20 protein-coding genes, 1 pseudogene and 1 riboswitch are annotated in these 26,153 nt (G+C 41.6%); of the genes and pseudogenes, 4 read left to right on the forward strand and 17 right to left on the reverse strand.

Annotated elements, in window-relative coordinates; all coding sequences use genetic code 11:
- Nucleotides 1-3 precede the first annotated feature (3 nt).
- Entirely contained in the window at nt 4-2,118 is a 2,115-nt protein-coding gene (locus JK635_RS21055; protein WP_202655893.1) for a BglG family transcription antiterminator, read from the reverse strand.
- Between the two features lie 341 nt (nt 2,119-2,459).
- Here JK635_RS21055 and JK635_RS21060 point away from each other — a divergent pair, with 341 nt between their 5' ends.
- Nucleotides 2,460-3,131 carry a Crp/Fnr family transcriptional regulator gene (locus JK635_RS21060; RefSeq protein ID WP_202655894.1) on the forward strand — a complete coding sequence of 224 codons (672 nt, stop codon included), beginning with the start codon at nt 2,460-2,462 and terminating at the stop codon, nt 3,129-3,131.
- 405 nt (nt 3,132-3,536) lie between these two features.
- Here the strand turns inward: JK635_RS21060 and JK635_RS21065 are convergent.
- The 8 genes and pseudogenes from JK635_RS21065 to JK635_RS21100 all read right to left on the reverse strand — a co-directional run bounded on the left by JK635_RS21065 (nt 3,537) and on the right by JK635_RS21100 (nt 12,290).
- Nucleotides 3,537-3,731 (reverse strand): annotated as a pseudogene (locus JK635_RS21065) (twin-arginine translocase TatA/TatE family subunit).
- 56 nt (nt 3,732-3,787) lie between these two features.
- Nucleotides 3,788-5,062: an MFS transporter gene (locus JK635_RS21070; protein WP_306792982.1), complete on the reverse strand. Its 1,275-nt coding sequence runs from the start codon at nt 5,060-5,062 to the stop codon at nt 3,788-3,790.
- Nucleotides 5,034-5,729 (reverse strand): Crp/Fnr family transcriptional regulator, encoded by a 696-nt coding sequence (locus tag JK635_RS21075; protein ID WP_202655896.1) that lies wholly within the window; start codon nt 5,727-5,729, stop codon nt 5,034-5,036. The genes JK635_RS21070 and JK635_RS21075 overlap by 29 nt, the downstream gene beginning before the upstream one ends.
- A gap of 83 nt (nt 5,730-5,812) precedes the next feature.
- Complete coding sequence (locus tag JK635_RS21080; protein WP_202655897.1) at nt 5,813-6,658, reverse strand: dimethyl sulfoxide reductase anchor subunit family protein; 846 nt, start codon at nt 6,656-6,658, stop codon at nt 5,813-5,815.
- 19 nt (nt 6,659-6,677) lie between these two features.
- Entirely contained in the window at nt 6,678-7,244 is a 567-nt protein-coding gene (locus JK635_RS21085; protein WP_202655898.1) for a 4Fe-4S dicluster domain-containing protein, read from the reverse strand.
- Between the two features lie 11 nt (nt 7,245-7,255).
- Nucleotides 7,256-9,673, reverse strand: coding sequence for a molybdopterin-dependent oxidoreductase (locus JK635_RS21090; RefSeq protein ID WP_202655899.1), 2,418 nt, complete (start codon nt 9,671-9,673; stop codon nt 7,256-7,258).
- Between the two features lie 331 nt (nt 9,674-10,004).
- A complete protein-coding gene (gene arcD, locus JK635_RS21095; protein ID WP_202655900.1) occupies nt 10,005-11,438 on the reverse strand; it encodes an arginine-ornithine antiporter in 1,434 nt (477 codons plus the stop codon).
- Between the two features lie 84 nt (nt 11,439-11,522).
- Nucleotides 11,523-12,290 (reverse strand): dimethylarginine dimethylaminohydrolase family protein, encoded by a 768-nt coding sequence (locus tag JK635_RS21100; RefSeq protein WP_202655901.1) that lies wholly within the window; start codon nt 12,288-12,290, stop codon nt 11,523-11,525.
- A gap of 409 nt (nt 12,291-12,699) precedes the next feature.
- Here JK635_RS21100 and JK635_RS21105 point away from each other — a divergent pair, with 409 nt between their 5' ends.
- The gene (locus JK635_RS21105; RefSeq protein ID WP_202655902.1) at nt 12,700-14,817 is read left to right on the forward strand and encodes an Ig-like domain-containing protein; all 2,118 of its coding nucleotides are present in this window, start codon (nt 12,700-12,702) and stop codon (nt 14,815-14,817) included.
- A gap of 178 nt (nt 14,818-14,995) precedes the next feature.
- Here the strand turns inward: JK635_RS21105 and JK635_RS21110 are convergent, their stop codons facing one another.
- From JK635_RS21110 to JK635_RS21140, 7 genes are all read right to left on the reverse strand, one after another.
- Nucleotides 14,996-16,357, reverse strand: coding sequence for a PFL family protein (locus JK635_RS21110; RefSeq protein WP_202655903.1), 1,362 nt, complete (start codon nt 16,355-16,357; stop codon nt 14,996-14,998).
- 14 nt (nt 16,358-16,371) lie between these two features.
- Nucleotides 16,372-16,647 carry an ACT domain-containing protein gene (locus JK635_RS21115; protein WP_202655904.1) on the reverse strand — a complete coding sequence of 92 codons (276 nt, stop codon included), beginning with the start codon at nt 16,645-16,647 and terminating at the stop codon, nt 16,372-16,374.
- Between the two features lie 90 nt (nt 16,648-16,737).
- Nucleotides 16,738-16,825, reverse strand: a riboswitch (glycine riboswitch).
- Nucleotides 16,826-16,962: 137 nt separating this feature from the next.
- Nucleotides 16,963-17,130 (reverse strand): DUF6903 family protein, encoded by a 168-nt coding sequence (locus JK635_RS21120; RefSeq protein WP_202655905.1) that lies wholly within the window; start codon nt 17,128-17,130, stop codon nt 16,963-16,965.
- Complete coding sequence (gene gnpA / locus JK635_RS21125; RefSeq protein ID WP_202655906.1) at nt 17,120-19,291, reverse strand: 1,3-beta-galactosyl-N-acetylhexosamine phosphorylase; 2,172 nt, start codon at nt 19,289-19,291, stop codon at nt 17,120-17,122. The genes JK635_RS21120 and gnpA overlap by 11 nt, the downstream gene beginning before the upstream one ends.
- Before the next feature lie 18 nt (nt 19,292-19,309).
- Nucleotides 19,310-20,191 carry a carbohydrate ABC transporter permease gene (locus JK635_RS21130; RefSeq protein ID WP_202655907.1) on the reverse strand — a complete coding sequence of 294 codons (882 nt, stop codon included), beginning with the start codon at nt 20,189-20,191 and terminating at the stop codon, nt 19,310-19,312.
- Nucleotides 20,192-20,203: 12 nt separating this feature from the next.
- The gene (locus JK635_RS21135; RefSeq protein WP_202655908.1) at nt 20,204-21,094 is read right to left on the reverse strand and encodes a carbohydrate ABC transporter permease; all 891 of its coding nucleotides are present in this window, start codon (nt 21,092-21,094) and stop codon (nt 20,204-20,206) included.
- A gap of 74 nt (nt 21,095-21,168) precedes the next feature.
- Nucleotides 21,169-22,512 (reverse strand): carbohydrate ABC transporter substrate-binding protein, encoded by a 1,344-nt coding sequence (locus JK635_RS21140; protein ID WP_202655909.1) that lies wholly within the window; start codon nt 22,510-22,512, stop codon nt 21,169-21,171.
- A 164-nt stretch (nt 22,513-22,676) separates the two neighbouring features.
- Here JK635_RS21140 and JK635_RS21145 point away from each other — a divergent pair, with 164 nt between their 5' ends.
- Together JK635_RS21145 and JK635_RS21150 are read left to right on the forward strand one after the other, a co-directional pair.
- Nucleotides 22,677-23,579, forward strand: a complete 903-nt coding sequence (locus tag JK635_RS21145) for an AraC family transcriptional regulator (protein WP_202655910.1) — start codon at nt 22,677-22,679, stop codon at nt 23,577-23,579.
- A gap of 304 nt (nt 23,580-23,883) precedes the next feature.
- On the forward strand, nt 23,884-24,384 hold the full coding sequence (locus JK635_RS21150) for a sigma-70 family RNA polymerase sigma factor (protein ID WP_202655911.1): 501 nt from the start codon (nt 23,884-23,886) through the stop codon (nt 24,382-24,384).
- Between the two features lie 864 nt (nt 24,385-25,248).
- Here the strand turns inward: JK635_RS21150 and JK635_RS21155 are convergent.
- The gene (locus JK635_RS21155; protein WP_202655912.1) at nt 25,249-26,142 is read right to left on the reverse strand and encodes an NAD(P)-dependent oxidoreductase; all 894 of its coding nucleotides are present in this window, start codon (nt 26,140-26,142) and stop codon (nt 25,249-25,251) included.
- Between the last annotated feature and the right edge of the window lie 11 nt (nt 26,143-26,153).

A 26,153-nucleotide genomic window follows, 5' to 3' on the forward strand; every position in this document is an offset into this window, starting at 1 on the left:
TTGCTATTCTTTAGAGAAGGCGGTTATAACATTATATATATCCACTGCCGATTTCGCTTGGATGATTTTTGTAAAACTTTTTTTATCAGAAAGCATCTCTGTTAATTGAGAAAGTGCCTTTAAATGAGTTTCCCCATCAATCGCTGCCAAGACTATCACAAGTTGAATATCGTGATCCGCTTTATCCGAAAAAGACACCGCTTTTTCAAGCTTTAACAGGCTCATGCTTAACTCATTGACCCCATCCTCCGGTCGTGCATGCGGGATCGCGACCTTTGGGGCAATGACAATATAGGGACCGATTTTCACAAGGTTATCAATCATCACATCAATATAACCTGGTGTGATGAAACCTTTTTCCCGCAGCGGTTCGGCCGCTGTCCGGATGGCCTCTTGCCAATTGCTTACTTCCGGTTTTATTTGGATGTTTTCCTGTCTCAGGAGGTCGCGCAATTTCGGCTTCCCGATCTCCTTGCCAACCTTCTCCGGTTTATAAAGGTACTGCTTGAGATCCCGGAGGAGACTCTCCTGATCATGAACGGTCGCATGCTTCTGAATAATTTCCATTAGCGCATCTATGGAAGATTTTTGTTTGCCGCTCGTTTCGGCCAGTCCCACCACCTTTTTTAACAGGCTCTCTTTTTCCTTCTCTGTGAGAATTGGGCTGACCACATAAACCGGTATCTCTTTTTCTTCCAGCGGTATCGTCGAAATGATGAAATCAACATCCCAGTGTTGCTGTTGATATTCCCTTAGCGACACACTGCCAATTAGATCAATCGTCGAGAATAAACCTTCCAATTGATGCAGCAGCAGCCGTGATGTTCCAACACCATTTGTGCAAACGAGCAGGGCTTTTCTCCGGGAGGCCGGCTTGATCCCCACCTTCCGCATCCAGCCGCCAAAATGCATCGCAATTAAAGCAATCTCGTGATCATTGACATGTTTTCCAACAACTGTCTCGAGATGGGAGATGCACTTTTTCGTGATCACGAAAATATCGTGATACTGCTCCTTGATCGATTCGGTCATTTCGCTTTCAAACTCTAGCCCATACTTGATCCGATAGTACGCCGGTTTTACATGAAGCAATAGATTTTTCTCCATTTCTTTGCGATCTTCAAAAAAGACGCAGGCGTATTTTTGAAAATCCGTCACCATTTCTGTCACCACATCGGCAAGAATCCGAGCATCGGTATGGGCGTCAAGTTGTAAATCACCTGAAAATTGCACTCTTGAACTAAGCAAATGCTTGGTAATATAGAAGATCTCATCTTCGGGAAATTCAATTTCAAACAGGGTCGAAAGCTTTTCAGCTATTTTTTCGGCAGCCACGTATTCCTTTGTTTCTGCTAAAACATCCTTTTCCACCGGATCAATGGTTATTTTCTTCCCTTGCGACACCCGTTTGCCAAACAGCAGCAGGCGTATCGCTAGGCTGTACAAAAATTCATCCGTAAACTGAACGCTTAATTCTTGTTCACTGTCGCTAATGATTTTTTGAACCGTTTTCATTTTTTCGAAATCAAACAGATCCAGACCATCATTGTGAGCATTTAAAATGAGCGGAATTTTCGTTAATAATAACTGCCAATTTTGATTCGGCAGCACATGCTGCAGATAATGAACAATCGCCTTGCGCTTATCATCCTCTTTCCCAACGATGACGTAACCATGTTTCCGTTTCGCTTCCAGCGTTAAGTCAAACCGTTTCAACTCGGTCTTTAACCCCTTAAGGTCATCGAGCATTGTATTACGGCTGACCTGGAAAATCTCGATTAAATCTTCGAGAAAAAGCGGGGTATCTCTCGTCATTAGGCAGATGGCCAGCCACGCTTTGCGTTCCTTGGCAGAATACTCATAATGATCGGTTTTCAAAAAACTGAGTTTATCCGGAACTTTGTTTATGGCTTCCTCTTCTAGCATAAATCCGGCAGACCGCACATGTTTTACGGCTGGCAGATTGTTCTTTTTTAACCAATCATTGATTTTCTCAATATCGTAATAAATCGTTCTTCTGGAGATATGAAACTTCTCGATTAATTCTTCAACAGATACAAATGTTTTGGCTTTTACTAAATGGGATAAGATGGCAGTACTGCGTTGCGTTAGTGACATCTAAAGTACCTCCTTTGCACAAATAGTTTGTGCAAAAAAGTATATTTATTTACTTTGAGCAATTGCTTGACTTTAATATACTCCTTGATTTAATGCGTGTGTAGACCAAATCACGCTCAACTATTTGTGCAAAAGTTGTACTTATGAATGTTAGCAAAAGTACTTTTTTTGCACTGTTTCTGTGCAATTTTAGGCCGCATACCAGCTGAACATTTATGAATTATTTTTAAAAGATTCAGCAAATACGTAAATTATCGACTTTACTTTTGTATAATAGTATTTAGTTGTTTTTCTTTTGGAAGTGAGTGAAATGACTGGGAGGAAGGAGAGGGTAACTCGGCATGAATCTAGGTCAAAGTCAACTTTTTTCCTTAGGTGATGAGGAAGATTTTAAATCATTAGAGAAGCACATGTATAAGCGGACATACAAAAAAAATCAACTTCTTTTTACAGAAGGTGATCCGCGTGATAAAATTTATTTTTTGCTTGAGGGATTTGTTAAGCTGGAACGGTTCAATCAAGAAGCAACGATCCTGTATTTGGACTATTTAAAACCAAACGATTTTTTTCCTTACCGCGGAATGTTTACAGATGAATATTATCATTTCTCAGCATATGCCCTTACTGATATCGTTGTCTATTATATCCCAATGACTATTTTTGAAAACTTTATTTTATCGGATAAAAGTCGATTATTTCACGTCGTCAAAATATTAACAGGCATCATGGAACAGCACGAAAAGCGAATAGAAATCATCACGACTAATTACGTTAAAGACCGGATTGAATTAACCTTCGCCTATTTAATGATTTATTATGGAACAAAAATTCAAAACGGTATCATCATAGATATCCCGATCCCCCAAACGGAAATAGCCAAGCTATCGGGGGCATCCAGAGAATCGGTATCCCATATTTTTAAAGAATTAAAAGAGGACAAACTCATCTCCCAAAATGACAATAAACAGATCATCATCAATCAGCCTGATTATTTTCTAAATAGGCTAAAGTAAGCGGAAATTATCTTTTCCTTTAAATAGATTTCTTCAGCTATTTAAAAATGAAAAATAGCTTTTTAATTGGCAAACTCTATCATAATTGTCATTAACGCAACATTATGATAGAGTGCCTTTTGTTTAACTTTTTGTTGTTTTTTTACCTTTCTTACCGAATTCCTTATCCTCTAATATAGTACATTTCAATTTTTCCTTGCCTTCAATCAATGGGCAATATTTGCTGGTCATTTACATTTTTTGAACTACCATATTCACTTTTACCTCAAGTTTTTTTGCTGCAAAGATTCCTTTTAAAATGGATGGTATTTTGGTGTTTCCATCATTAATTTTTCTTATAGTGGTATTCTCGATTGAATCTAGGCTAACATTTAGCCCCAAGCTAGTTACCAATTTCACAACAGTCTATTTTTTATCAAGTGGTGAGGAACTGATAGTCTCTTTTTCTTCGTCTTCGTCAATTAAGTCCTTCGTGGATTTTTTAAATTCTCGTAATGTCTGTCCAAATGAACTTCCAATTTAAGGAAGTTTCTTTGGCCCAAAAATAATTAACGCCAAAACTAAAACAAGAATTTCCTGGGCAGGCAGTAACACAGGCATCACATGTTGACCGGGGGCTCTTGTAACGAACACATGCTGATTTGACTAGTTCATAGTCATAGTCGAGACTCTCTATCCATTTCTCCATTAGACCCACTGAAGTCACCCCCGTTAGATCTTATCCTGTCTATCTTTCTATTCGAATGAAGTAAGATGGGCATATATGCAATCAATCCTATTCCCATGCAGGCAAAAATCATGGGAGAATAATTAAACTTTCCTAGAACAATTCCAAAAGTAGAGGAGCCAAAGGCAATTCCTAAATCAATGCAATTTTGATGGAATGAAAGAGCGGTAGACCGAATCCTTTGACTTACTGAATCACCAATCCAGGCCACGGAAATGACAATACCGCCGGAATAGCCAAAGCCTGTGAATAACCCCGAAAGATAAAAAAGACTAGATGCTCCTGGTATGAAATAGAAACCGCCTATCCCAATCCCCAGAAAGAAAAGGGCGAAAGTCATAGCTCTTAACCGCCCAATTTTGTCTGACATCATCCCAAGCGTCAAACTAGCTATGATTCCTCCGATAGCAAATAGGGTGTAGAATTGACCTGGGTTAGAAATGTTGGTATGTGCTGTTACAAATAAGATCGTAAAGTTAAATAAAAGTCCGTAGCCGATGGCAAAAACAAAGGTAGTAAAGTATATCACAAATGTACCCTTAAAGTTCTCGATTGTTAAACTATGCCTATATTTGCGATTGTTATTGAAGGGTTGAATTCGGTTGTGAATCGGCAGAATCAAGAGTAAGCCAATTAATGCCACTACCGCCATGATGAGATAATATACTTCATACCCCTGTGCAGCGATTAATCCCAAGGCAAAAACCGGTCCAAAAAGTAATGTCGATGTGGTTACTAAGCGATAAATACCTACGTATCTTCCTACCATTCCTTCTGGTGCCCCATTCATGACAGTTGTTGTGGCACCTGGAAAATAAGCTGCCAACCCGATGGCTTGAATAAACCGAAGAAAAAAGACTTCCCATACATGGCTGCTAAAAATAAAGAGGATGCCGGCCGCCAAAAAAGCCCCTGCTCCAATGAACATCGTCAGTTTTGGACCTTTTACATCCGCCAGCGGCCCAAAGAAGAACCTTAACCCTATTGCTGAAATAAGGAAAATAGCGCTTTGGAGTCCTACAAGAAACTGATTTCCTCCTAATTTCATTAAATAGACAGGTGTTATCGTCATAAAAATGTTATTATAACTAAAGATTAGAAAAACAGAGGTAAACAACCCCATCAGATTCTTGTTTACCCTTGTTTTCATGAACAAATTTTCCATTGGCATTATTTTAAGCCTCCATGCCGATATCCGTTGCATATTCCTTTAACTTCTGCAAATCTTTTATTATAATTCCATTTCGTTTCTTCTTTAGGATATTATCGGCTTGCAGGAGCCCAATAGCATGACTGATGGAATTTCGGCAAACTCCTAACATTGATGCTAAATCATCATTATTATACGGAAGGAGCTCGTTTTCCCTCGCACTTCCGTTATATTCCTCCTCAAGAATTATCAATAAGCCGGCTAATCGTTCGTTGGTTGGGTAAAAAGAGAGATTAATCGCTTCCTCGGCTTGTAAAGCCATCATGTTAAAAATATAGCTTAGAAATAAAGAAAAATAGTCAGGTGAGTTCCGTAAAAACTCATGGAAGAATTCATATTCAAATTGATATAACACTGAGTCTGTTACAGCGGTTGCTTTTGTAATGGTGATTTTTTTTAGATTAATATTTTGAAAACCAAACAGCGACCCTGATTGGTGGAAAAATAGAACCTTTTCTTTTCCTTCATAGCCAAAAGCGGAAATTTTAATCAAACCGCTTTTTACATAGTAGCTATATTGGTGGGAAGACTGAGGATGAAAAATAATATCATCCTTTTTGACTTTTTTCTTTGAAAAAGGGACTAAATGGTTGGAAAAAATATCTGTAAATAATTTTAATTGTTCGTTTGAAGAAATAAAGGGATTTATGCATTTGCTCATATTAGTTCCTCCCTAACTGAAAAGGGAGAAAAGGATTGATGAACTCTTTGCCCCCTCTTGACAAACATGATCCGAAATCCAGTCTATAAATGTACCCCATTCATAAAGAAGATGATTCTGGAGATGCCTTCCCCTATTATGATTGTAGCAAATATGAGAGTAATTCCCGTTTTCATTTTTAAAGATTTTTTGAATAATGCAAACAGAACCACCAATGGAGCAAGTAAACCAATTAACCATCGGCTGATGTTTAGGGTAAGCAAGTCAGGAAGCTCTACACCATACGTTCCCATCGAAAGTTGGATAGAGTAGGCAATTTCAACAAAGAATTGGATAAATAACAACCCAAGGAAAATAAATACCATCTTTTTGAGTACATCTGTATCGTTAGACTGAAGTACTAATAACAGTAAGAAAACGACACTTCCCATAATCAACGCACTTATGATAAAGATGATCGGGGTTAGCCCTTGGTTCCATGCTGGGATACCCTTTGGTTTCGCATAGGCTAAAGCTGTGACCGTTAATAGACCTAAGCCGGCTAAAGCAGTTAATAAGTTTAAAGCGAAAGAAGGCTTTTTTCCCTTAAAGGCCCAGATTGTAACGATTAATAACAGAATTCCAAATCCAATAGACCAGTAAGCTTCCTGGGTAATCATCGAATTAGGATTGTGTAAAGCATTTAAAAATCGGAAAGGATGGCCTAAATGAAGTGCTGAGGCCAGCATTCCTATTCCCAATAAAATGATAGAAAGTACGGATACTTTTGCGTCTATAGAAGTAAAGATACCACCTTTCCGTTGCTGTATTTTTTCGACGGTTGCATTCCCTGAAAAGAATGCTTGATAAAGAAGATAAAAGATAAACGTACCAGCACTAATATCGCTAAGATACGTAAACACGATTAATGAAATTGGAAGTTCGCTCATTCCTTACACCTCCTACAAATTAAATATAATAAACAGACGGCTTTGTTCCATATTGTGGTTTAAATGGCTTAGCATCTTTAGCGGCAATCAATTTAGAAATCTCACTGGAAGGGTCACTGATCATCCCAAAGTGACGTGCTTCAGCAGGGCAGGCTTCCACACAATATGGTTCTTCTCCACCTTCAATCCGTTCCGCACAGAGATTACATTTACTCACTGTTTTCTTTACAGGATCAAATACAGGGGCATCATATGGACAATTCCAACTGCAATATTGACAGCCTATGCAAACTTCCTGATTCACTTCTACAATGCCATCAGCGCGCTTATGCATTGCACCTGTTGGACAATTAGCTACACAAGCAGGGTTTTCACAATGATTGCATAATAATGGTTGGAAAACTAATTCAGGGTTTGGGTATTTTCCCGTTGGTTTGTAATTAACATCGCTTCCAACCGTTTTAACCTTACTCCAATACACCCCTTTTGGATTTTGATGGGAAACCTTACATGTAACAACGCATGTATGGCAGCCCATACACCTCGTTGTATCAATCACCATGCCGTATTGAATTTTCTTAACCATTTTCGCACCTCCTATACTCTTTCTACTTGTACTAATACATCGCCATAGGCGGTATTCGTTGCACTAATCTGTTCTTCAACCGGATTAATCGTTAATTGAGTTAAGGTTTGGTGATGTCCCTCAATATAACTTTCAGGCTGCCAGCCGCTGGCCAGAGCGATTGCCCCTGGTACGACTCCTTCCGTAACAAAAGCTTTAAGTGTACAGGATCCGCGATCATTAAATACCCGTACCACATCACCATGGTTGATCGCTCGTTTTTTAGCATCTTTCGTATTGATCCATACTTCAGGTTCTTTTTGGACAATTTTCAACGACTCTTCTAATACATGCTGGCTATGGACGTTAAAGCGGTCATGGTAGTTAAACACTAATAGCGGATACTTTTTCCCTAATTCGGATTTAGGGTTTTCTAATCCTGGTGTATACGTTGGAACCTCTTGGTTAAATTCTTTCAAGCTCTCTGTATAAAACTCAAATCTAGCGGTAGGTGTTTGATATTGGTATTCAGGCCCAAAGGCGAAAACAGGTTCATAAATTCCATCTTTACGCCCCCATACACCATCCTTTAATACATTATCCCAGTCAAAGCCTTCAAATGCCGGATGTTCAAGATTAATAAACCCTTTAACCCATTCCTCATCAGTCTTTTTCCATAAATGGCCAAAGTCCAATCTCTTCGCCAATTCGGCAAAGATCTCAGGATCGGATTTACTTTCACCGATTGGTTTAATGGCTGGCTGCATGATAAAAACCCAAGGTGCTCGATCATAAAAGTCCCATTTTTCCCAATATGTATTACCTGGTAAAATAATATCGGCATAAAGGGAAGTCCATGTCCAAAAAGGATCGACACTGACAATAAATGAGATATTTGGGAATACCTCTTTAATCACTCTGTTTGGATCTGGATTTTGGTTCAAGAAATTCGTTCCGGCAAGCCATAAAAAATCGATTGGATAGGGATCCTTCTTCGTGATCATGTCATACATAAGCGAACTTTTTTGCATCTTACCAGAATTCCCGCCATAATCCGTCCAATCCTCATAGTTAAAAACAGGTGTCGTTACACCCGGCAATGGTTTATTAGCAGAGGTTCCTCCCATGTGAGATGCGCCTCCTCCGGGAATTCCGATGTATCCAGCAACAGCGGCTAGTGTCGCGACTGTCCGGAATGGGGAATGGGCGTTGTATACCCGTTGCATGCCCTGTCCCATACGAATACCTGCGGGTTTCATCGTGATATATTCCATTGCTAAGGTTTCAATGACCTGGTTGTCAATGCCGGTAATTTCTGCGGTCTTTTCTAGATTATATTTCTTGGTTTCAGCAACGAGATATTCAAATGAAGGCTTACACTTTACTCCGTTGACAGTAAATTCTCCATTGATAGCTCCAACAGCCTTTTTACTATCAGCATAGACAGCCTTTTTCGTTTTTGTATCCCAGATGAGATAATGGTTCCCGTCTCGCATATACTTTCCATCTTGATCATTGACAAGATATGGGGCACAACTATACTTACGCAGCCATTCTTTATCATGTAAATCTTTCGAAATAATAATATTCATCATCCCAAGAGCTAATGCTGTATCCGTCCCAGGATTAATAGCAATCCACTGATCCGCAATCGCAGCAGACGGACATTGTCTTGGATCGATAACGATGATCTTCGCACCATTTTCTCTTGCTTTGATAAGGTATCTTGTTTCACTCGTATGAGTATCAACGACATTTCTTCCCCAAAGGATAATTAATTTCGAATTCATATAATCCCGGGTATCGTGCCCACCTCTTCCCTGTCCGTATACAAGACCCATCCCCATCGTTGCCCCGTGGTCAGACATCAAAGCCTCCACATCAAAAGTAGTTCCCCCAAAACAGTTAGCAAAACGAATAGGAGATTCCCATGCAAGCTTTGCAAGATTCCCCGTCATCGTAAAAAACCCGGCGGATTCCGGTCCATATTTTTCCTTTGCCTCTTTTAGTTTCCTGGCGATTGTATCGAATGCTTCTTCCCATGAAATTCTCTCAAAATTTTTCTCGCCGCGCTTTCCTACTCGTTTCATCGGGTAAAGAATCCTTGCATCTTCATCTTGCAGTCTTTGACTATAAGCAATGCTTCTTAAGCAGCAGTTCGCATAATCTGCTCTTCCTGGCATTTCTCCAGGTGTGACGGTAATGATACGGCCATCTTTTACATGCGCTTTCAAGTGACAGCGCGACGTACAATTGTAGGTACAAAGGCCACCGACAACTTTACCTGTTTCGCTTTTTTTCTCTTTTGCAAGTACATCTTTTGATCTTGAGGCGGTTCCAAAACCGATAGAACTGACAACTGTTATAGTCCCTAATCCTTTAATGAACGTACGCCTAGTGAATTTTTTATCCTTCACCTCGTTAAATAAAGTGTCGTCTGTTTTTTTCATGTGAATCCTCCTCGTGAACACTTTTCATTTTAATACACGTTTTATTGTATCAATATAACTTGTGAAACAATGCACAATATTGTGCATATAAACTGAAGATTTTTACAGATTTCTGATATTTTTCATAATCAGTCATGGGGATTTTCCGGGAATGATGAGTAAATTAATAGCATAAATCTGCCTAGACAACAAAAACCCCCAACATCCATGTTCTTGTCCCCATTTGAACAAACTCATAGATGTAGGAGGAGCTGTTTTTAATCTCTTACCTGTCGCTCATTTTTCATTAGTGCGTTTGGAACACGTTGTTTTATACTGCCAATGATTTGTTTTAGATCGTTCTTAAATCAATTGCGCCCGTCGCGATTTGGATGATACAGGTGATAAACAGAATTAAGACGATAGCGGCAAAAAGCAAATCTAGTTTTGTTGCGAATAACTTGCGCTTGTTTTCTTTTTGCACCCAGGCAAACACGAAGAATCCGGCGGCAAAGACAAACATCGTTAATAAGAAATACTCAATTCCTGAGGCAAATGTTACCCAAATCACAAACACACTGGAGACAATTCCCAAAATAATATTCTGAACACGATGTTTTGTCCCTTTTTCTTCACCCAGTGAGTATTTTAATTGATAAAAGGCCACTAATCCGTATGGTAACAAAATGGCTGAAGCTGAAAGGGAATACATAAAGTTATAGGCGCTGTCATTGATTAAAAAGGTGAATAAAAAGATTTGGATTAACATATTGGTTACCCAGAGCGCTGCTGTCGGCGCACCATTTTCGTTCACTTTTGTAAACAGACGCGGAAAGTTCTTTGTCTGTGCTGCCCGATAGGGTACTTCTCCGGTATACATCGTAGTGGCAAGCCAGCAGCCAATAATCGAGATAATGACTCCAATATTGATAATAATCGCGCCCGGTTTTCCAATAATGCTCTCCAGCACATGTGCCATCGACGGTTTTGGCATTTTGGCCAATTCATCCTGCGGCATGACACCAAAGGATAGAATCGTGACTAAAGCATATAGGACAAGCACGGATGTAAAGGCAATTAAAGTGGCCTTACCGACATCCTTCGCTCTTTTCGCGCGGCCGGAATAAATAATCCCGCCTTCTACCCCAATAAAGACCCAAACGGTGGTTAACATGACATTTTTCACTTGTGTGGCAACGGATGAAAACTCAAAATTCCCTGAAACGGTTCCCCAAAAATCCAATGAAAACACTTTTGCTTTAAAGGCAAAAATAACGACGATAATAAACATAATGATTGGGATCACTTTGGCCACGGTTACGATGAAATTGACGAAGGAAGCAGTGCCCGAACCTTTAATGGTAATATAATGAATGATCCATAATACGATGGAGGCCCCTAAAACGGAATAAATGTTCTGACCATTGCCAAATGTTTTGAAAAAATAGCCTAAGGCACTAAAGGTTAATGTTCCGAATGCAACATTTCCCAATAACGCCGATAACCAATACCCCCACGCTGAGTTAAACCCCATATAATCGCCAAAACCTTCCTTGGCATATCTATAAATGCCAGCGTCTAACTCTGGTCGTTTTTCACTTAAATTTTTAAAGGAAAAGACAAGCGTGCCCATTCCGATTCCGGTAACGAGCCAGCCTAAAATAATCGCGCCCGGAGCAGCTTGAGAGGCCATATCTGATATTAAGTTGAAAATCCCGGCACCAATCATCGAACTAATGATGACAGCGGTTAAAGAACCAAGGTTTAGTTTTTTTTCCTCTCCCATTTAGAATTCCTCCTAGGTTGGACGTACATAGAAAAGAGTATGAGAAAATCATTCCCCATACTCTTCTCATGGATTTTCAATCTATTAGAATCGCAGTGATAGACAGCTTAAGCCGCCATCAATCTTTCTAAATTCCGAAGTATCAACGACCAATACTTTATAGCCAAGGTCTTCAATTGCTTTTTGCACAGTTGGATAGCCCTCCGGTACTAATACATAGTCATTGACCCAAATGCAGTTCGCACCATAGGCTTCGTCTTCCGGAACGATGATTTTATTATACTTTTCAAATTCCGGAGACTTAACGAATTCACCGGCAACTAAAAGATTATTATTTTCCAAATAAGCTAAACCGGTTTTCAAATGCAAGACTTCTTTTAATGGAACGATCGAGCCGGATAAGCCATATTTTTCGAGAATCGCAATCATTTGCTCTGCCCCTTCGCGGTTCGTCCGGGCACTTTCGCCAATGTAGAAATGATCGCCAACCATCATAATATCGCCGGCTTCAATCGTCCCCGGTGCTTTGATATATTCAATATGTTCATAGAATTTACTTAAAGCTTCTTGAAGGTCAGGTAAAGCTGATTCATTTCTTCTTGTTTCGGCACCAGGACGGGTGATAATCGCACATTTCCTTGTACATAACGCAACGTCTTCAACAAAGCAAGAGTCAGGAAACTCATCATTTGGTTCAAGTACTGTTACATTGACACCGGTTTTTGTGAGGGCGCTTACATAAAGTTCATGCTGTTTTAGTGCAAGATTATAGTCCGGTTTACCTAGATTCGCACTGCTAATTCCTTCCACTACTGATTTTGATGGTACCCGTACAATCACATTTTTAAACATATTGAAACCCTTCTCTCCGATTTTTTTTGTCTAGTAATTGCTACATCCTTATTGTAAACGAATCGGTTACCATCCATTGTGGATGATTCCGCAATACAATGTGGTAATTTTCAACACCAAAACTGTTAGGATGCTTACAAAATCAGTCGGTGATAGCACTAAAAAGAGGGGAATTCCCCTTTATTGGAATAAACGGTAATTTTTTTTGTAAAAAATCTCTGTGTTTGCGTGAGGTATAATCAGTTTAATGGCAAAAACGGAAAATCACGTAAATCCCAATTTTTCCGTTTTTTAAATGATGAAAGGATGATCGCATTTTATGAGGATAAGAGTTTTCACTTCAAAACTAGTCAGCTTATTTCTAATTTTTTCTTTTTTTCCACTGATAAACGTCAAAGCAGCCGCTAGCGTGATATCTGTCAGCACAGCAAATGAACTGGTTAATGCTTTAGAAGATCCCGATATTCAACAAATTAATTTTGAGAACAACATAATAATTGACCAGAGATATCAGGAAATGCAAATTGCCGGTACTACCAAAATTATTAATGGAAATGGGTTCTCGTTTACGACTCAAAATATGAAACTCCTTTCCGGCCCCGGCTTACAGTTTATTCATTTAAAAGACAGCTTAATAAATATTGACTCTGCAGGCAGCATCTCCGTTGAAAATGTTACAAATAGTTCGATTAAATTATTTCGATTTACCAATACATTTACAATTAAAAATTCGCAGCTGGTTGACAGTCTAATGGATGGGTCCGAGGAACTGAAAATTTATGATAGCACTCTGGATAAGTCGTCCATTACCAAGCCTTTACTGGATCCGCTTATTTTATCGAATGTAACATTTAATAATTCTTCGGTAGGAGTTTACAGCTGGAACAGCAAATTAGAGAATGTAAAAATGACCTACTCAAAAGATGCGGTTACTTCTCCAACTACCCCTTTAACAATAGCCGCGGAATCTGTTTCGATAAAAAACTTATTGATTGACACGGATACTGAGAAGGGAATGTTGATCCAAAAGGGATCCGTCCTGCTGGAAGGGGATACCACGATCAATGGCCCTACACAAACGGGAATTTCTTTGGACAAAGGAAATCTATATGTGAAAGGGAAGATTGCACAGACCGGGAATGCTTATACAATTCAAACAACAAGGGAAAATGTTTTTACCACTCAAGTACATGACCTATACGGTAATCTGAAAAAATACCGGGATCAAAATCTCAATAGCTACTATAATACAGCAGACCGAGATGGAGAGGAGCCTGTTTTGGCTGATGGGGAGGAATTGTTTTCTACGGAACTGGACCCTGTGACCTTTTTAAAACAAGACTATACAGAAATCACCGGTCAAACGGACAGACAAGACTTGAGTATTTTCGTCAAAGATGGAAAGGGAGAAAGCAAACGAACAAGACCTGACCGGTATGGCGAGTTTTCTTTTACTTTAACTGATCAACCGGCTGGTTCAACAATTTATGTTTATGCGTTCAGCCCCGATGGCAATCAGAGTAAAGTTCAAAAATTTACCGTTCCAGCCAGCCAACCTGCTGTCCCTATTTATGTAAGCTCCATTTATAACAGTGACAAAGAAGTATCAGGAAAAACAGCAGCAAACGCTGAAGTTTTTGTAAAAAAAGACGGTGTGGTAATTGGAAAAGATGCGGCCGACACACAAGGTTTTTTCGAATTTAAATTAAATTCACTTAACGTAAAAACAAATCTCGAAGTATATGCACAAGATAAAAAAGGAAGAAAAAGCGCGGTACTAAAGAAAATCGTTGACTCACCTTTCATTTATACGGATAACATGAAATCCGAAACGGCGATAACCGGATCCGTCACATCCAGCACCCCAATAAAACTGGAGGCCCTTGTAAAAGGAAAATCGGTAGGAACGGCTACAGCCAAAAAAGGCAATTCATTCCGCATCAATATTCCTAAACTTTCTCCCGGGACAGCCGTGGAAGTTACAGGTTATGATGATGAACGGAAAATAAAAAAGATCGTAAACATTAAAGACCTTACCCCGCCGGCTAAACCTTCGATAAATCCAGTTTCTGACCAGTCAACATCCATTTACGGAAAAACAGAACCTAACGCGAAGGTGAAGCTCTATATAAAGGGGAGTTATCAAAAAGAAGTTAAAGCGGACAAGTATGGGAAATATACATTTACCATTTCTAAACAAAAAGCAGGAACTGAAATCAAAATCATCGCTTTTGATCTTGCAAATAATACGAGCCAAAGCGTGATAAAGGTAATTGATAAAACACCGCCAAAAATTCCCACCGTCAATAAGGTGACTTATAAAAGCAAAACGATAACAGGTAAAGCAGAAAAAGGTAGCACGATTTATGTGTACCGTGGAAAACAGAGTCTAGGGAAAGCGGTCGTAAGCAGCAAAGGCAATTTCAAGGTCAAAATTAAAGCCCAGAAAAAGCGGAGTACCCTTACGATTTATGCAATAGACAAAGCAAAAAACAAAAGCAAAAATAAATATGTAAGAGTTTTGTAAACACAATCTATTTCTATTAAAAGATTAAGGATGAGGGGCGTCATGTGACACCCCTCATCCTTAATCTATGCATATCCCCTCTTCAATATCTCCTATTAACCACAGCAGCAAAATTCCACTTCCTTTAACAAAGCTTGGGGACTTCCCAACTATTGCAATACAGAAGTGCCCTTCCGAATCAGTTAATTAACGCCTGCAGCGGTGCGGGAATTCTTCCGCCGCGGCTGATCATTTTTTGCGAACTGAAGGGATTAACGCCGATCACGGGAGCTCGGCCAAGCAGGCCGCCGAATTCGACGATGTCGCCTTCCGTCTTGCCGGGAACCGGAATAACGCGAACAGCGGTAGTCTTTTTATTGATCATCCCAATTGCTGCTTCGTCGGCAATAATCCCCGAAAGGGTCGACGGCGTGACATCGCCAGTAAGAGCGATCATATCAAGGCCAACCGAGCACACACAGGTCATTGCCTCGAGCTTCGATAGCGAGAGCGCCCCTTCCTCGATCCCGCGAATCATCCCGTTATCCTCACTGACCGGGATAAAGGCGCCGCTTAAACCGCCAACATAGGAGCTCGCCATCGCCCCGCCTTTTTTCACCGCATCATTCATCAGCGCTAGCGCGGCAATCGTACCATGGGTTCCGACCCGTTCCAGGCCAATTTCCTCTAAAATTTCGGCGACACTGTCATTTAAAGCATTGGTCGGCGCAAGGGAAAGATCCATGATCCCAAATGGGACACCGAGACGTTTTGCGACGACGCGGCCAATCAGTTCCCCGGCGCGGGTTATTTTAAAAACCGTCTTTTTAATAATATCGGAAACTTCTCCCAAATCCGCTTCAGGGTGGCGCTTCAGGGCATTTAAGACAACACCCGGGCCACTGACACCAACATTCAGCACCACTTCACCTTCGCCGGCACCATGAAAGGCTCCGGCCATAAACGGATTATCCTCAACAGGATTGCAAAACACGACCAGTTTGGCACAGGCAATCCCATTTTGCTCCTTAGTCCGCTCCGCTGCTTCCTTGATGATAAAGCCCAGCTCGCATACGGCATCCATATTAATCCCCGTCCTGGTGGTTGCCACCGAAACAGAGGCACACACCCGCTCGGTTACACTCAGCGCCTCGGGAAGGGCCTTCAATAAGGTCTCGTCACTTTTTGACAGCCCTTTGTGAACGAGCGCGGAAAAGCCACCGATAAAATCGACCCCCAATTCCGCTGCCGCCTGATCAAGTGTTTTCGCCAGTTCCACCGCCTCCGCGACAGAGGCATTGCCAAGAATTTCAGCAATCGGGGTAATCGAAATCCGCTTGTTAACAATCGGTACGCCATATTCCTTTTCCGTTTCCTCGGCAACCGCCTTTAGATTTCGGGCATAGGAAGTAACTTTTTGATAAACTCGCTGCTGCATTTTGCTAAAATCGGAATCAGCGCAGTCGTGCAAATTGATGCCCATCGTTACTGTGCGGATGTCGAGATTTTCCATTTGCACCATGCGAATCGTCTGGAGAATTTCATCCATTGCAATCTTCATCGTTCATCCTCCCCTTATACCCTGTGCATCGCTTGAAAAATTTCTTCGGCCTGAACGTGAATCGTTAAACCCAGCTCATCGCCAACCTGATTCAATTGATCCTGTAAGGAATGCAGGTTGGCGGTTTCCGAGATATCAATCAACATCATCATCGTGAAAAAATCCTGCAAAATCGTTTGGCTGATGTCCAAGATATTCATCCGGTTTTCCGCCAATACGGTCGTCACCCGGGCAATAATGCCCACCTTGTCCTTTCCGATCACACTTACAACGGCACGTCTTGTTTCCATTTCCTCCACCTCTTTTAGAAAAATAAAAAAGATTGGAATTGCTCCAATCTCAGGGGAAAAAATGTGTGTAACAGTTTCGCTATTGCACAGCATCCTTCTCCTGTCCTTTTGCCTGAGATTATGAATCCTTCGGCGCCACATAGCCCATTTGCCACGCGGTCTCTCCAGAAGCTGCTCCAGCTATAGTTTGATCCACAGCCTTCATTGCGCTCTATTGAATTAAACAAATCGTACCAAACATAGATCCATTTCGTCAATGGAAAAAACGGGGCAGTCCTTTCAGTCGAAACTTTTGGGACCGGCCCCATTTCCCCCTTAAGCATATTTCCGATTATAATCGTAAAGCAAGCCCAACAGGCCGGAAAGGCCAAGCAGCATCAGTCCAAGCTCGGGTTTGCCAACCGTCTTTTGCCCGATGATAATCAATGCCAAGCTCAGGACGAACACAACCAGCTTAATGACAACCAGAATTTTATCTTTCATCAGAAAAATCCTCCCAGCGAATCTCGCTTGGCTCCAGCGTTACTTTTCTGCTGTAGCCGTCACCATCATAAACAAGCGTCGTTTGTTCCGCCATCGAATTATTGACAATTGCCATTTTTTTAATCGTCGGATAGGCATGAACCTCACAATACATATTGCTGGCATGCCATTGATGAAATTCCGACTCTTTATGGGCAGCATAGTATAATGCCCGCATTAACAGCCTCGTATTTTCCTCACTGTACGGAAGTCCAGCTATATAGACAGCCCGGCCAGCACCAAATGAATGACTGGAAAGATGGACTTCCCCATCGGAATACTCAATGATTTCCGTCTCCTCTGACAAGGCATAAATATTTTTCATACTCTCACCAAAATCAAACCTGGTTAGATCTGCAGCAATGAAATGCTCGTTAACCGGAGTAACAAAATATTTATCGGTCGATAAGCTGAAACCCAGTTCTTTATCGACACCTAACACATTTGCTAATTGGAAATAATGGCCTTGATACTGATAGGCTGATGGTTCGCCGACCCCAATAAAGCCGCCGCCGTTATGGATCCAGGCTCTGATTGTAGCAACCAATGTTTCATTCGCCCAATATTCGCCGCCAGAAAAAGCGGTACCGGCGTCACCGGCATTGATAATCACATCAACATCCTCTGGCACCCCATCGTTCATCACGTCATCAAAACTAAGAAAGCAAACATCAACCGGCGCTCCGCTTAAGGCTTCCAACACACCGAGGTAGGAATAAATTTGTTTGTACCATAAAGCATGAGCGACCATATGCGTCTGCCATGTCCGCAGTTTGCCCCAGGCATTTAAGATTGCCACTTTCAAGCCGCAGTACGGCTTCACACCCTTGATTTTGTCATAAATATCACGGAATTCATCGGTGACTTTTTCAATATAGGAAACAAATTCCGGGAATTTATAAGCTAGGCTCAAATAGCCACCATAGCCGATGCGGTCGACCGGATTCCGTAAAATCGCTCTCCGTGCGGTCAGCCAGTTCTGATTCGCTTCTATCACAGGGTTATTGCCTTCATAAAATGTGTCCGGAAAAAAGTACGGCAGGAATCGCCCTTCTGTATAGCGAACATCTGGAATATCGGCAATCATCCTGAGCGTAGCCCCGCTGCCGACACTGCCGACAACAGCATCTAGACCAATGCTGGCGAAATACTTTCCGTACGGTTCTGTGCCAATCCAGTTGTCGCCCAGAAACATCATGGCTTCCTTGCCGCTTTCATGGACAAGATCGACAAGTTTCTTTGCTTCTTCGGCAACAAAATGCTGCACAAAATCAATATAATCCAAATAGGCCGGGGTAGGCACACGAAAGGAACTATTATAATACCCCTGGTCAACAAAATCCTCCGGCCGCAGACGGTAGCCTTTTTCGTTTTCAAATGCATCTAAAGCCGCCGCCGATACACTGGCACCATAGCCAAACCAATCGACGAATTTTTCTTTACCATGGTTATTAAACACCAGTGTAAAATGATAGAAGAGCGTCGTGAACCGGACCACATCGGTATCCGGATTATCCTTTAGCCATTGCTTTAAATAGGATGACATATACTGATTGGCATGCGGCTGCCTTACATCAAAAGGAATCTCGTGCGGCTTATCCCCCCAATTATTGGTGATATGATTGTACATTTGCGTCGGATCCCAAATCATATATACGAGGAACGATACGGTGTATTCGTGCCAAGGAACCGCCTTCGCAATCACTACCCGGTTAGTCTCTTTGTCAACCTCCCAATCAGCCGTGTTCACCACTTCACCGCTTGTCCGGTCGACTACCTCCCAATATTTTTTCGGATCATGGAGATAATCCGGCCGTACTTGTTCCGTAAAATATCCTTTCATCAAATCAATTTCCAGCATCTCAGCTGTTGCAGTATTGAACTCACTCATTAAGTAAAGCTGCTGGCATTCATCCATATGTTCGGCTGCAAAATCATTATGGCCGCGGGCCACAAAATAAGTAGTGTAAATTTTTGCTTCGAGTTTTTTGATCTCATCATCGAGTTTCGTCCCGTCACTGTCGCGAATGGCATCGGCACCCCAGCGTTCCATCAATTCTTTTGTCTCGTTGAGAAAGTTTTGCTCACTCGGTAAGGTAACACGTCCTCTAGGCTTTTTCATCTAAAAATCCTCCTCACCTTAGTCCTTTAATCCGCCAAGGGTCATACCTTGTGTCAATTTCTTTTGCACGATAATGTATAAAATCAAGGTTGGCAGCATGACGAGAACCATGCCCGCATACATTTGACCATAGTTCGCAGCCGACTTTTGTGCCGCCATTAAGTTCATCAATCCGACAGGCAGTGTTTTATTTGGTCCGGGAATCAATGTCAGCGCAATGATATATTCATTCCAAAATGCCAGGAAATTAAATAAAATAACGGTAATAATACTTGGCCGTGCCATCGGAATCATAATTTTTACCATCGTTTTGAAATACCCCGCCCCATCAACCATTGCGGCCTCCTCAAAGGTGGATGGCAAGGACTGAAAATAGCTGGACAACAAGTAGATGGTAAACGGTAAAGCCGTCGCCGCATAGACAACCGCTAAAACAAATAAATTATCGAGAAAAAAGCCATCGCCAATTTGTTCGCGTAACAACGTATCTCCCTTTAATAACATCAAGAAAATCGGGACAACGATGTAGTTCACATTAATGAATAAACCCGCTTTAAACAACGAATTCATTAGTCTGCTGCCCTTGAAGGTATACCTCGCCAAGACATAGGCCGCCGGCAACGCCACGACCAGCAGAATCAACAGCGCCAAGGCTGTAACCATCGCCGAATTCAACATATATGTCCCCATGTTCGCTTTTTCAAAGGCATCAATGAAGTTTTGAAAATAAAACCCTTCTGGCAATGTCCATGGGCTGCCATAAAACTCTTTATTTTGCTTAATCGACGCTAGAAACACCCAGCCAACCGGGATAATAATGGAAATGGCAAGTGTAATGAGAGCGACATATATAAAAAGATGATAAATTTTCTCTGCACTTACTCCTGCATGTTTTTTCATAACTTCCGCCCCCTAATACTCCAGTATGTCCCGTTTGGTGACGCGGCTGATAATGGCCGATAATGCGAAGGAGAACAAGAAGATGACAACGCCAATCGCCATACCGTATCCATAAGAAGAATTCGTATACGCCTGTTTATACATATAGCTTAAAAATACTTCCGTCGCCCCATCAGGCCCGCCGCCTGTCATCGCTTGAACGAGCAGGAAGCTCAAATTGATCGTACTGATAATAAAGAATGTCAGAGTGGTCCGAATGTTATTCCAAATAAGCGGGAGTGTAATATCGAAGAATTGCCTGATGCGCCCGGCTCCTTCCAAAGCAGACGCCTCGTAAAAGCTTTCCGGGATACTGGCAATGCCCGCCATATACATGACCATATAGTAGCCGATAGCTTGCCAAACAAGCGCCCCGCCGATGCTGTAAATCGCTATTTTTTGGTCGCCCAGCCACATTTTTTGCAAGTGGTCAAGATTGAATAGGGCCAGCATATTATTTAATAAACCAGTTGTTGGGTCATACACGGCGGAAAAAATCCCCGCGATGACGACGATTGATAAAATATTGGGGATGTAAAAAATAACCCGGAAAAAGCTGTTACCCTTCATTTTTTCCCTTGTCAGGATCGAAGCAAATAATACCGCCAGCGTCATCGTGATGATCGTAACTGCGACGATCAATAACACACTGTTTTGCAATGAGCGAATAAAATTCATATCAGTCCATAAGATTTTAAAGTTATTGATTCCGACAAATACTTTATGATTGGAGAAACCGCCCCACTTATAGAGCGACATCCTGAATACCTCAACCGTTGGAATGATCATAAAAATCGTAAACAGAAGCAGAGCAGGTGCGGTACAAACAAAAATAAAAATTCTTTTTTGGGTTGTTTTATTCACTGTATTCACCCCTTTTAAGAAAATAACGGTGAGAATGGCTGCTCACCGTTATTCTGTAGCGAATAAAATCTCTCTTATTTTAAGGCTTTCCGCAATTGATCGCTAGCTTTTTCAACGGCCGCCTGCCATTGTTTCACCGTTTTATCGCCAGATACAATACTGTCGACTGTACGGAATAAGGTATCGCCCATGTTGACGCCTTCAACGGCCTCGGTTGCGGCAAATCCACCCATACCTGCTTTAGCACCATTATCATAGATGCTGTAGAACAGTTTATTGTCGCCAGACAGTTTGCTGGAAATTCCTTCAATTGGCTGAATGGCTCCAGATTCTGCAAAAATTTCCGCTGCTTTATCGGAGTACACAAATGTTAAGAAATCTTTTGCAGCATCTTTATTTTTTGCTTGGGACGGAATCCACATTTGTTCAAAGAACGTAAAGGCATAACGATCACCGCCATTGTCAATGGCTGGGAGTGCCGTCATCCCCCATTCAAAGCCTTTTGCTCTTGGGGCATCCTTCATTTCTCCGACTACCCATGTGCCATTTGGCATAAATAATGCTTTGTTATCCAGAATTAATTGCTGGTTTTTCGTAAAGTCCTTATCGTTGGCATTGGCCACTGTGGTTGGTGCCGTGTATTTCGCTAGTTTTCCGACAATGTTAAATACCTTCGTGGCTTCCGGGGACTCCCAAATACCATCTTCATATCTCATGGCTTTATTGTAGAAATCAGGTCCACCTGCTTCTAAAAGTAATGAATAGAAGAAGGCATCGAAATAACCGGCTGTTGGATAGGTAAATAAGGAAATTCCTTCTTTTTTCGCTTGATCTCCTAATGCCCACATCTCATCCCATGTCTTTGGCACTTCCCAGCCTTTTTCCTTAAATAAGGCGGCATTGTAGAATAAACCTGTCGGGCTGTAGAACATTGGTGCCATATAGGTTTTACCGTCGTTATAAGGATTAGTGGCAAGTGTATCAGTAAAGCCCGGTACCAGCTTATCTTTGACTTTGACATTTTCCCCATAGACATTCTTATCGAAAACATCGGTAATGTCTTCTAACGCTTTATCCTTAATTAATGTTTCAGTCAGTGCCAGTTTTCTCCCGGTTGCCAATAGCACAACATCCGGATAGTTTCCGGCCTTCATGTTCGGGCTGATGACTTCTTCCAGGTTTTTATCGACAGTCAGTTCCACTTTGACCTTCGGATTTGCCTCCTGATAGGCTTCGGCGACTTTCGTCCACATATCTTTACCATAAGCAGATTCCAGTGCAGCCACATGGAGCGTTTGTTTTTCATCCGTGGCCTTGCCGCCTTTTGAGTCTGTCTTCTTGCTTTCACCACTCTGACAAGCTATTAAACTAAGGGATAATAAGACTGTCAACCCTGTCAACAAAGCTTTCTTTCTCAACCTGCTCCTCCTCCTTTTTTCCTGTTTCTAGCTAAAGTATACGGCTGAAAAAGCGCTTTCACAATCAACATATTGTTCTGTTTTTTAGATATCTTGCTTTTCACAAAAACTCTCACTAAAATGAAAGTACAGGAAGAACGAGGCTTTGATAGGGGGTTCATTTTTTGTCAAATGAGCTATATGAAATGAAGCAAACTCAAAAAGAGCATCTTTCCGTAAAACTGCTCTATGTTACCAAGGCAAAGTACGACAAAGATTGGCATAGCACGAATCATGCTCATCACTTTACAGAACTTTTATATATTACCAGAGGAAAAGGGACCTTTGTTTTTTCCCATGAAGAAGTCCCTGTTAAAGAAAATGATCTCATCATCATCAACCCAAATGTGGAGCACACGGAAAAATCTTGTGCGGACTACCCGCTTGAATACATTGCACTTGGTATTCAAGGGCTGGCGTTTTCATCTCCAGATGCTGCGGGATTAGAGGTCAATTTTCTCAACGATCATCAAGGCGAAAAGGCCTATCAGTTCTATTTTCAGCAGCTCATAAAGGAAGTGGAAAGCCGCAAAGAAGATTATGAGTTGGTTTGTCAGAATTTATTGGAAATATTACTGCTTAAAATGATGCGCAAAAAAACCTTCAACCTGGAAAAGACCGCTTCCGAAATCATCAGCAAAGATATCGCCTTTATTAAAAATTACATGAAGCAGCATTTTCGTGAAAATATCAATCTTGATACGTTAGCCGAGGCAGGTCATATTAATAAATACTATCTCGCCCATTCCTTTAAGAAAGCAGTCGGCATCTCACCAATTGAATATTTAATTCAAATCCGGATTAAAGAGAGTAAGATCTTATTAGAGACCACTAATTACCCGATCTCAAATATTGCTACGATTACCGGCTTCTCTTCCCAATCATTCTTTGCCCAATCCTTTAAACGGGTTACAAAGCAAACTCCCTCCCAATACCGGAGAATGCATGGGGAGAGTTCCTCTGCTTCATCCCGTAAAAGCGAACGCAGCAAATCAAAGGCGAACAAAAAAGAACCTCGCCTCCCCTAACCAATGGAAGAAACTCCAGGTCTCGCCCGCGGATAATCTCGAAAAGCAGCAGGAAATTGCTTGTCAAACCAAAGGTCCCTTCGTAACGAAGCGGTCCTTTTCTAGTTACCAGAAAAACGGTAAAATCATCCAAAATGATATTGGTCTGCTTGAAAATGATTTTTTTCCCTCCTTTTTTTGTAAATTAGGTCCCATTTTCCCTGCAAAATAGGATTCCCCTCGTTCGACCGCGGCGGCGATTCCCGATATCGTAAAGGTACCCGGGAATACATGGTAAAGCGCGCTTTCCTGAAGGGATTTCTGAGTGGAAAGCTTTGAACATTTAGCTAAGCAGTTTGAACCAATGATTCATAAAATCATCCATTCGTTACATCTTTATAAAAATCACGATGAGTTTTACCAGGAAGGTCTGATTGCCCTTTGGGAGGCAAGCGAACGTTTTAATCCTGATAAGGGAAGCTTCGCCAACTATGCTTATACGTATATTAAGGGCCGCATGCTGTCAGAATTAACGGAAGCCCGAAAATTCGAGGAAAGAACTGTTTTCCCTGATGAACTATTTTGGGAGACAGTGGAAGATCTGCAGCCCCTTTGTCCAGCCATCCTTGACCAGCTTGGGGACTGCTGGCAGAAGCTTACAGCCAACCAGCAGAAATGGCTGTACTATACCGCTGCATACGATTTATCAATCAGGGAAATTGCCGAGAGAGAAAACGTCTCCTTATCCGCTGTAAAAAACTGGCGAAAGGGGGCAAGGACAAAACTTCGGCAAAGCTGGGAATGTCAAAGTGGTGGTCCTACTTAAACCGTGTCCAGCCGGGAGTAATAACGGTAATTTGGCGATCGGGAGAGGCGTATGGTGACCTCTCCTCGTTTTTTTTCAGAAAAGAACATTTTACGTTGTTCACCAATTTATAATTTTTAATTCATAGGCTTGATGAAAGACAGTTTGGGGTGTTTGTTGCCTTGGTTTGTCCTTCATAAGCCCGATGAAAGACACTTTTATAGTTTTTCTACCCTGGTTTGTCCCTCATAAACCCGATGAAAGTTACTTTTAGTGGTTTCTAAACCTGTTTTGTCTTTCCTCAGCCCGATTTCACTTTTATCCTTCAAAAATTTTGTTAAAAGCACTTGTACCATCTGTTGAATATATGTCAACAGTTAATCAACAGTTCAATACAATGTAAAAAAATGAGGAGGGATTTACATTGTCTTGGCTAATTATTGTGGCATTTGCTACGCTCCAGTCTGCCGAAATACGCTGCATACTCTTGGATGTAGCTATCTGACGTGAGCCCATTATGTAGTGAAATGTTCGGCAGCTTCATCTGGTAAGTTTGTAACATCTTTTCATCCCCTTCCCACATTAATTAAAAGTGGCATTGCGTAATAATTTCAGTTGATGGAAAAAAATCACTCGTCTGTCCAAGAAGGGTCAATGCCAAAAAGATGAAACATGGAGTAAAATGATAAAATGTACAAACGTATGTTTCATTTAATACTATAAATATTCCGGTTTGTCTATGATTGTCCACCTTTTTTGAAACTGTTGAAAACTCGTCAATTTCAATAGTTTACCCGCCAATTTTCCCACTTTACCCGCCAATACATAAAAAAAGACGAAATGCTTTTAAACTAGCAGATCGTCTTTTTCTGTTTGATCCATATATTATGAGCGCTTCCTGACGATAACCCCGCATTGTTTTTCTAACGGCTGAATAATCGCGGACATATCGAGGTCGTCCAAACCTTGAGCGGCAGCAGTTGCAAAGGCGCTTTCTGCCATCTGCCCGGTAAATTTACGGAGACCAGCCTGTTGCAGCAGTACGTTGGCAAGGCGAACGTCTTTATGAACATATTTGACTGCCCCGCCCGGTTCGAACTCGCGGTCCAACACATATTGTTCCATATGCCGCCGCAGCATTTTACTGTCCCCGTAGCTGACTTTTAAAATGTTTAGCAATTTTTCAGCATCGAGTCCAAAGGCTGCTCCCGTGACCATTGCCTCTGATGCGGCCAGCGAATGAACAGCGACAAGATATTGATTAATCAGCTTGGCGATGCTTCCCGAGCCAGACGGACCAAGATATTCAATCGTTTTTCCTAAAACCTCAAGCAATGGAAAAACTTTTTCAAAAGCCCGGTGCGAACCGCCGACCATAATTGTTAATGTCCCTGCTTCTGCTCCTTCCGGCCCGCCGCTAACGGGAGCATCCAAATAATCGATCCCTCGGCTGCCTGCTTTTTCAAAAATGGTCTTGCTCGTATCGGCTCCTACTGTTGTCAGGTCAATGCAAATCGTGCCGGGATGGGCATGGTTGATGATCCCCGAATCCGCGAGGTAAACTTCCAGTACATCTTCGGGCATCGATAAACAAGTACAAATGATATCACAATCAGCCGACAGCGAGGAAATCGATGCGGCCTGCACCGCCCCCTGCTCTACCAATGTTTGTACTTTCGTTTTGGTCCGATTGTAGACCTGGACTTGATAGCCGTGTACAAGGAGCCGTGATACCATCCGCGCCCCCATGACACCTGTTCCGATAAAGCCAATCTTCATCTTAATTCCCT

This window comes from Neobacillus paridis (assembly GCF_016765675.1).
Classification (GTDB): Bacteria; Bacillota; Bacilli; order Bacillales; family Cytobacillaceae; genus Neobacillus; species Neobacillus paridis.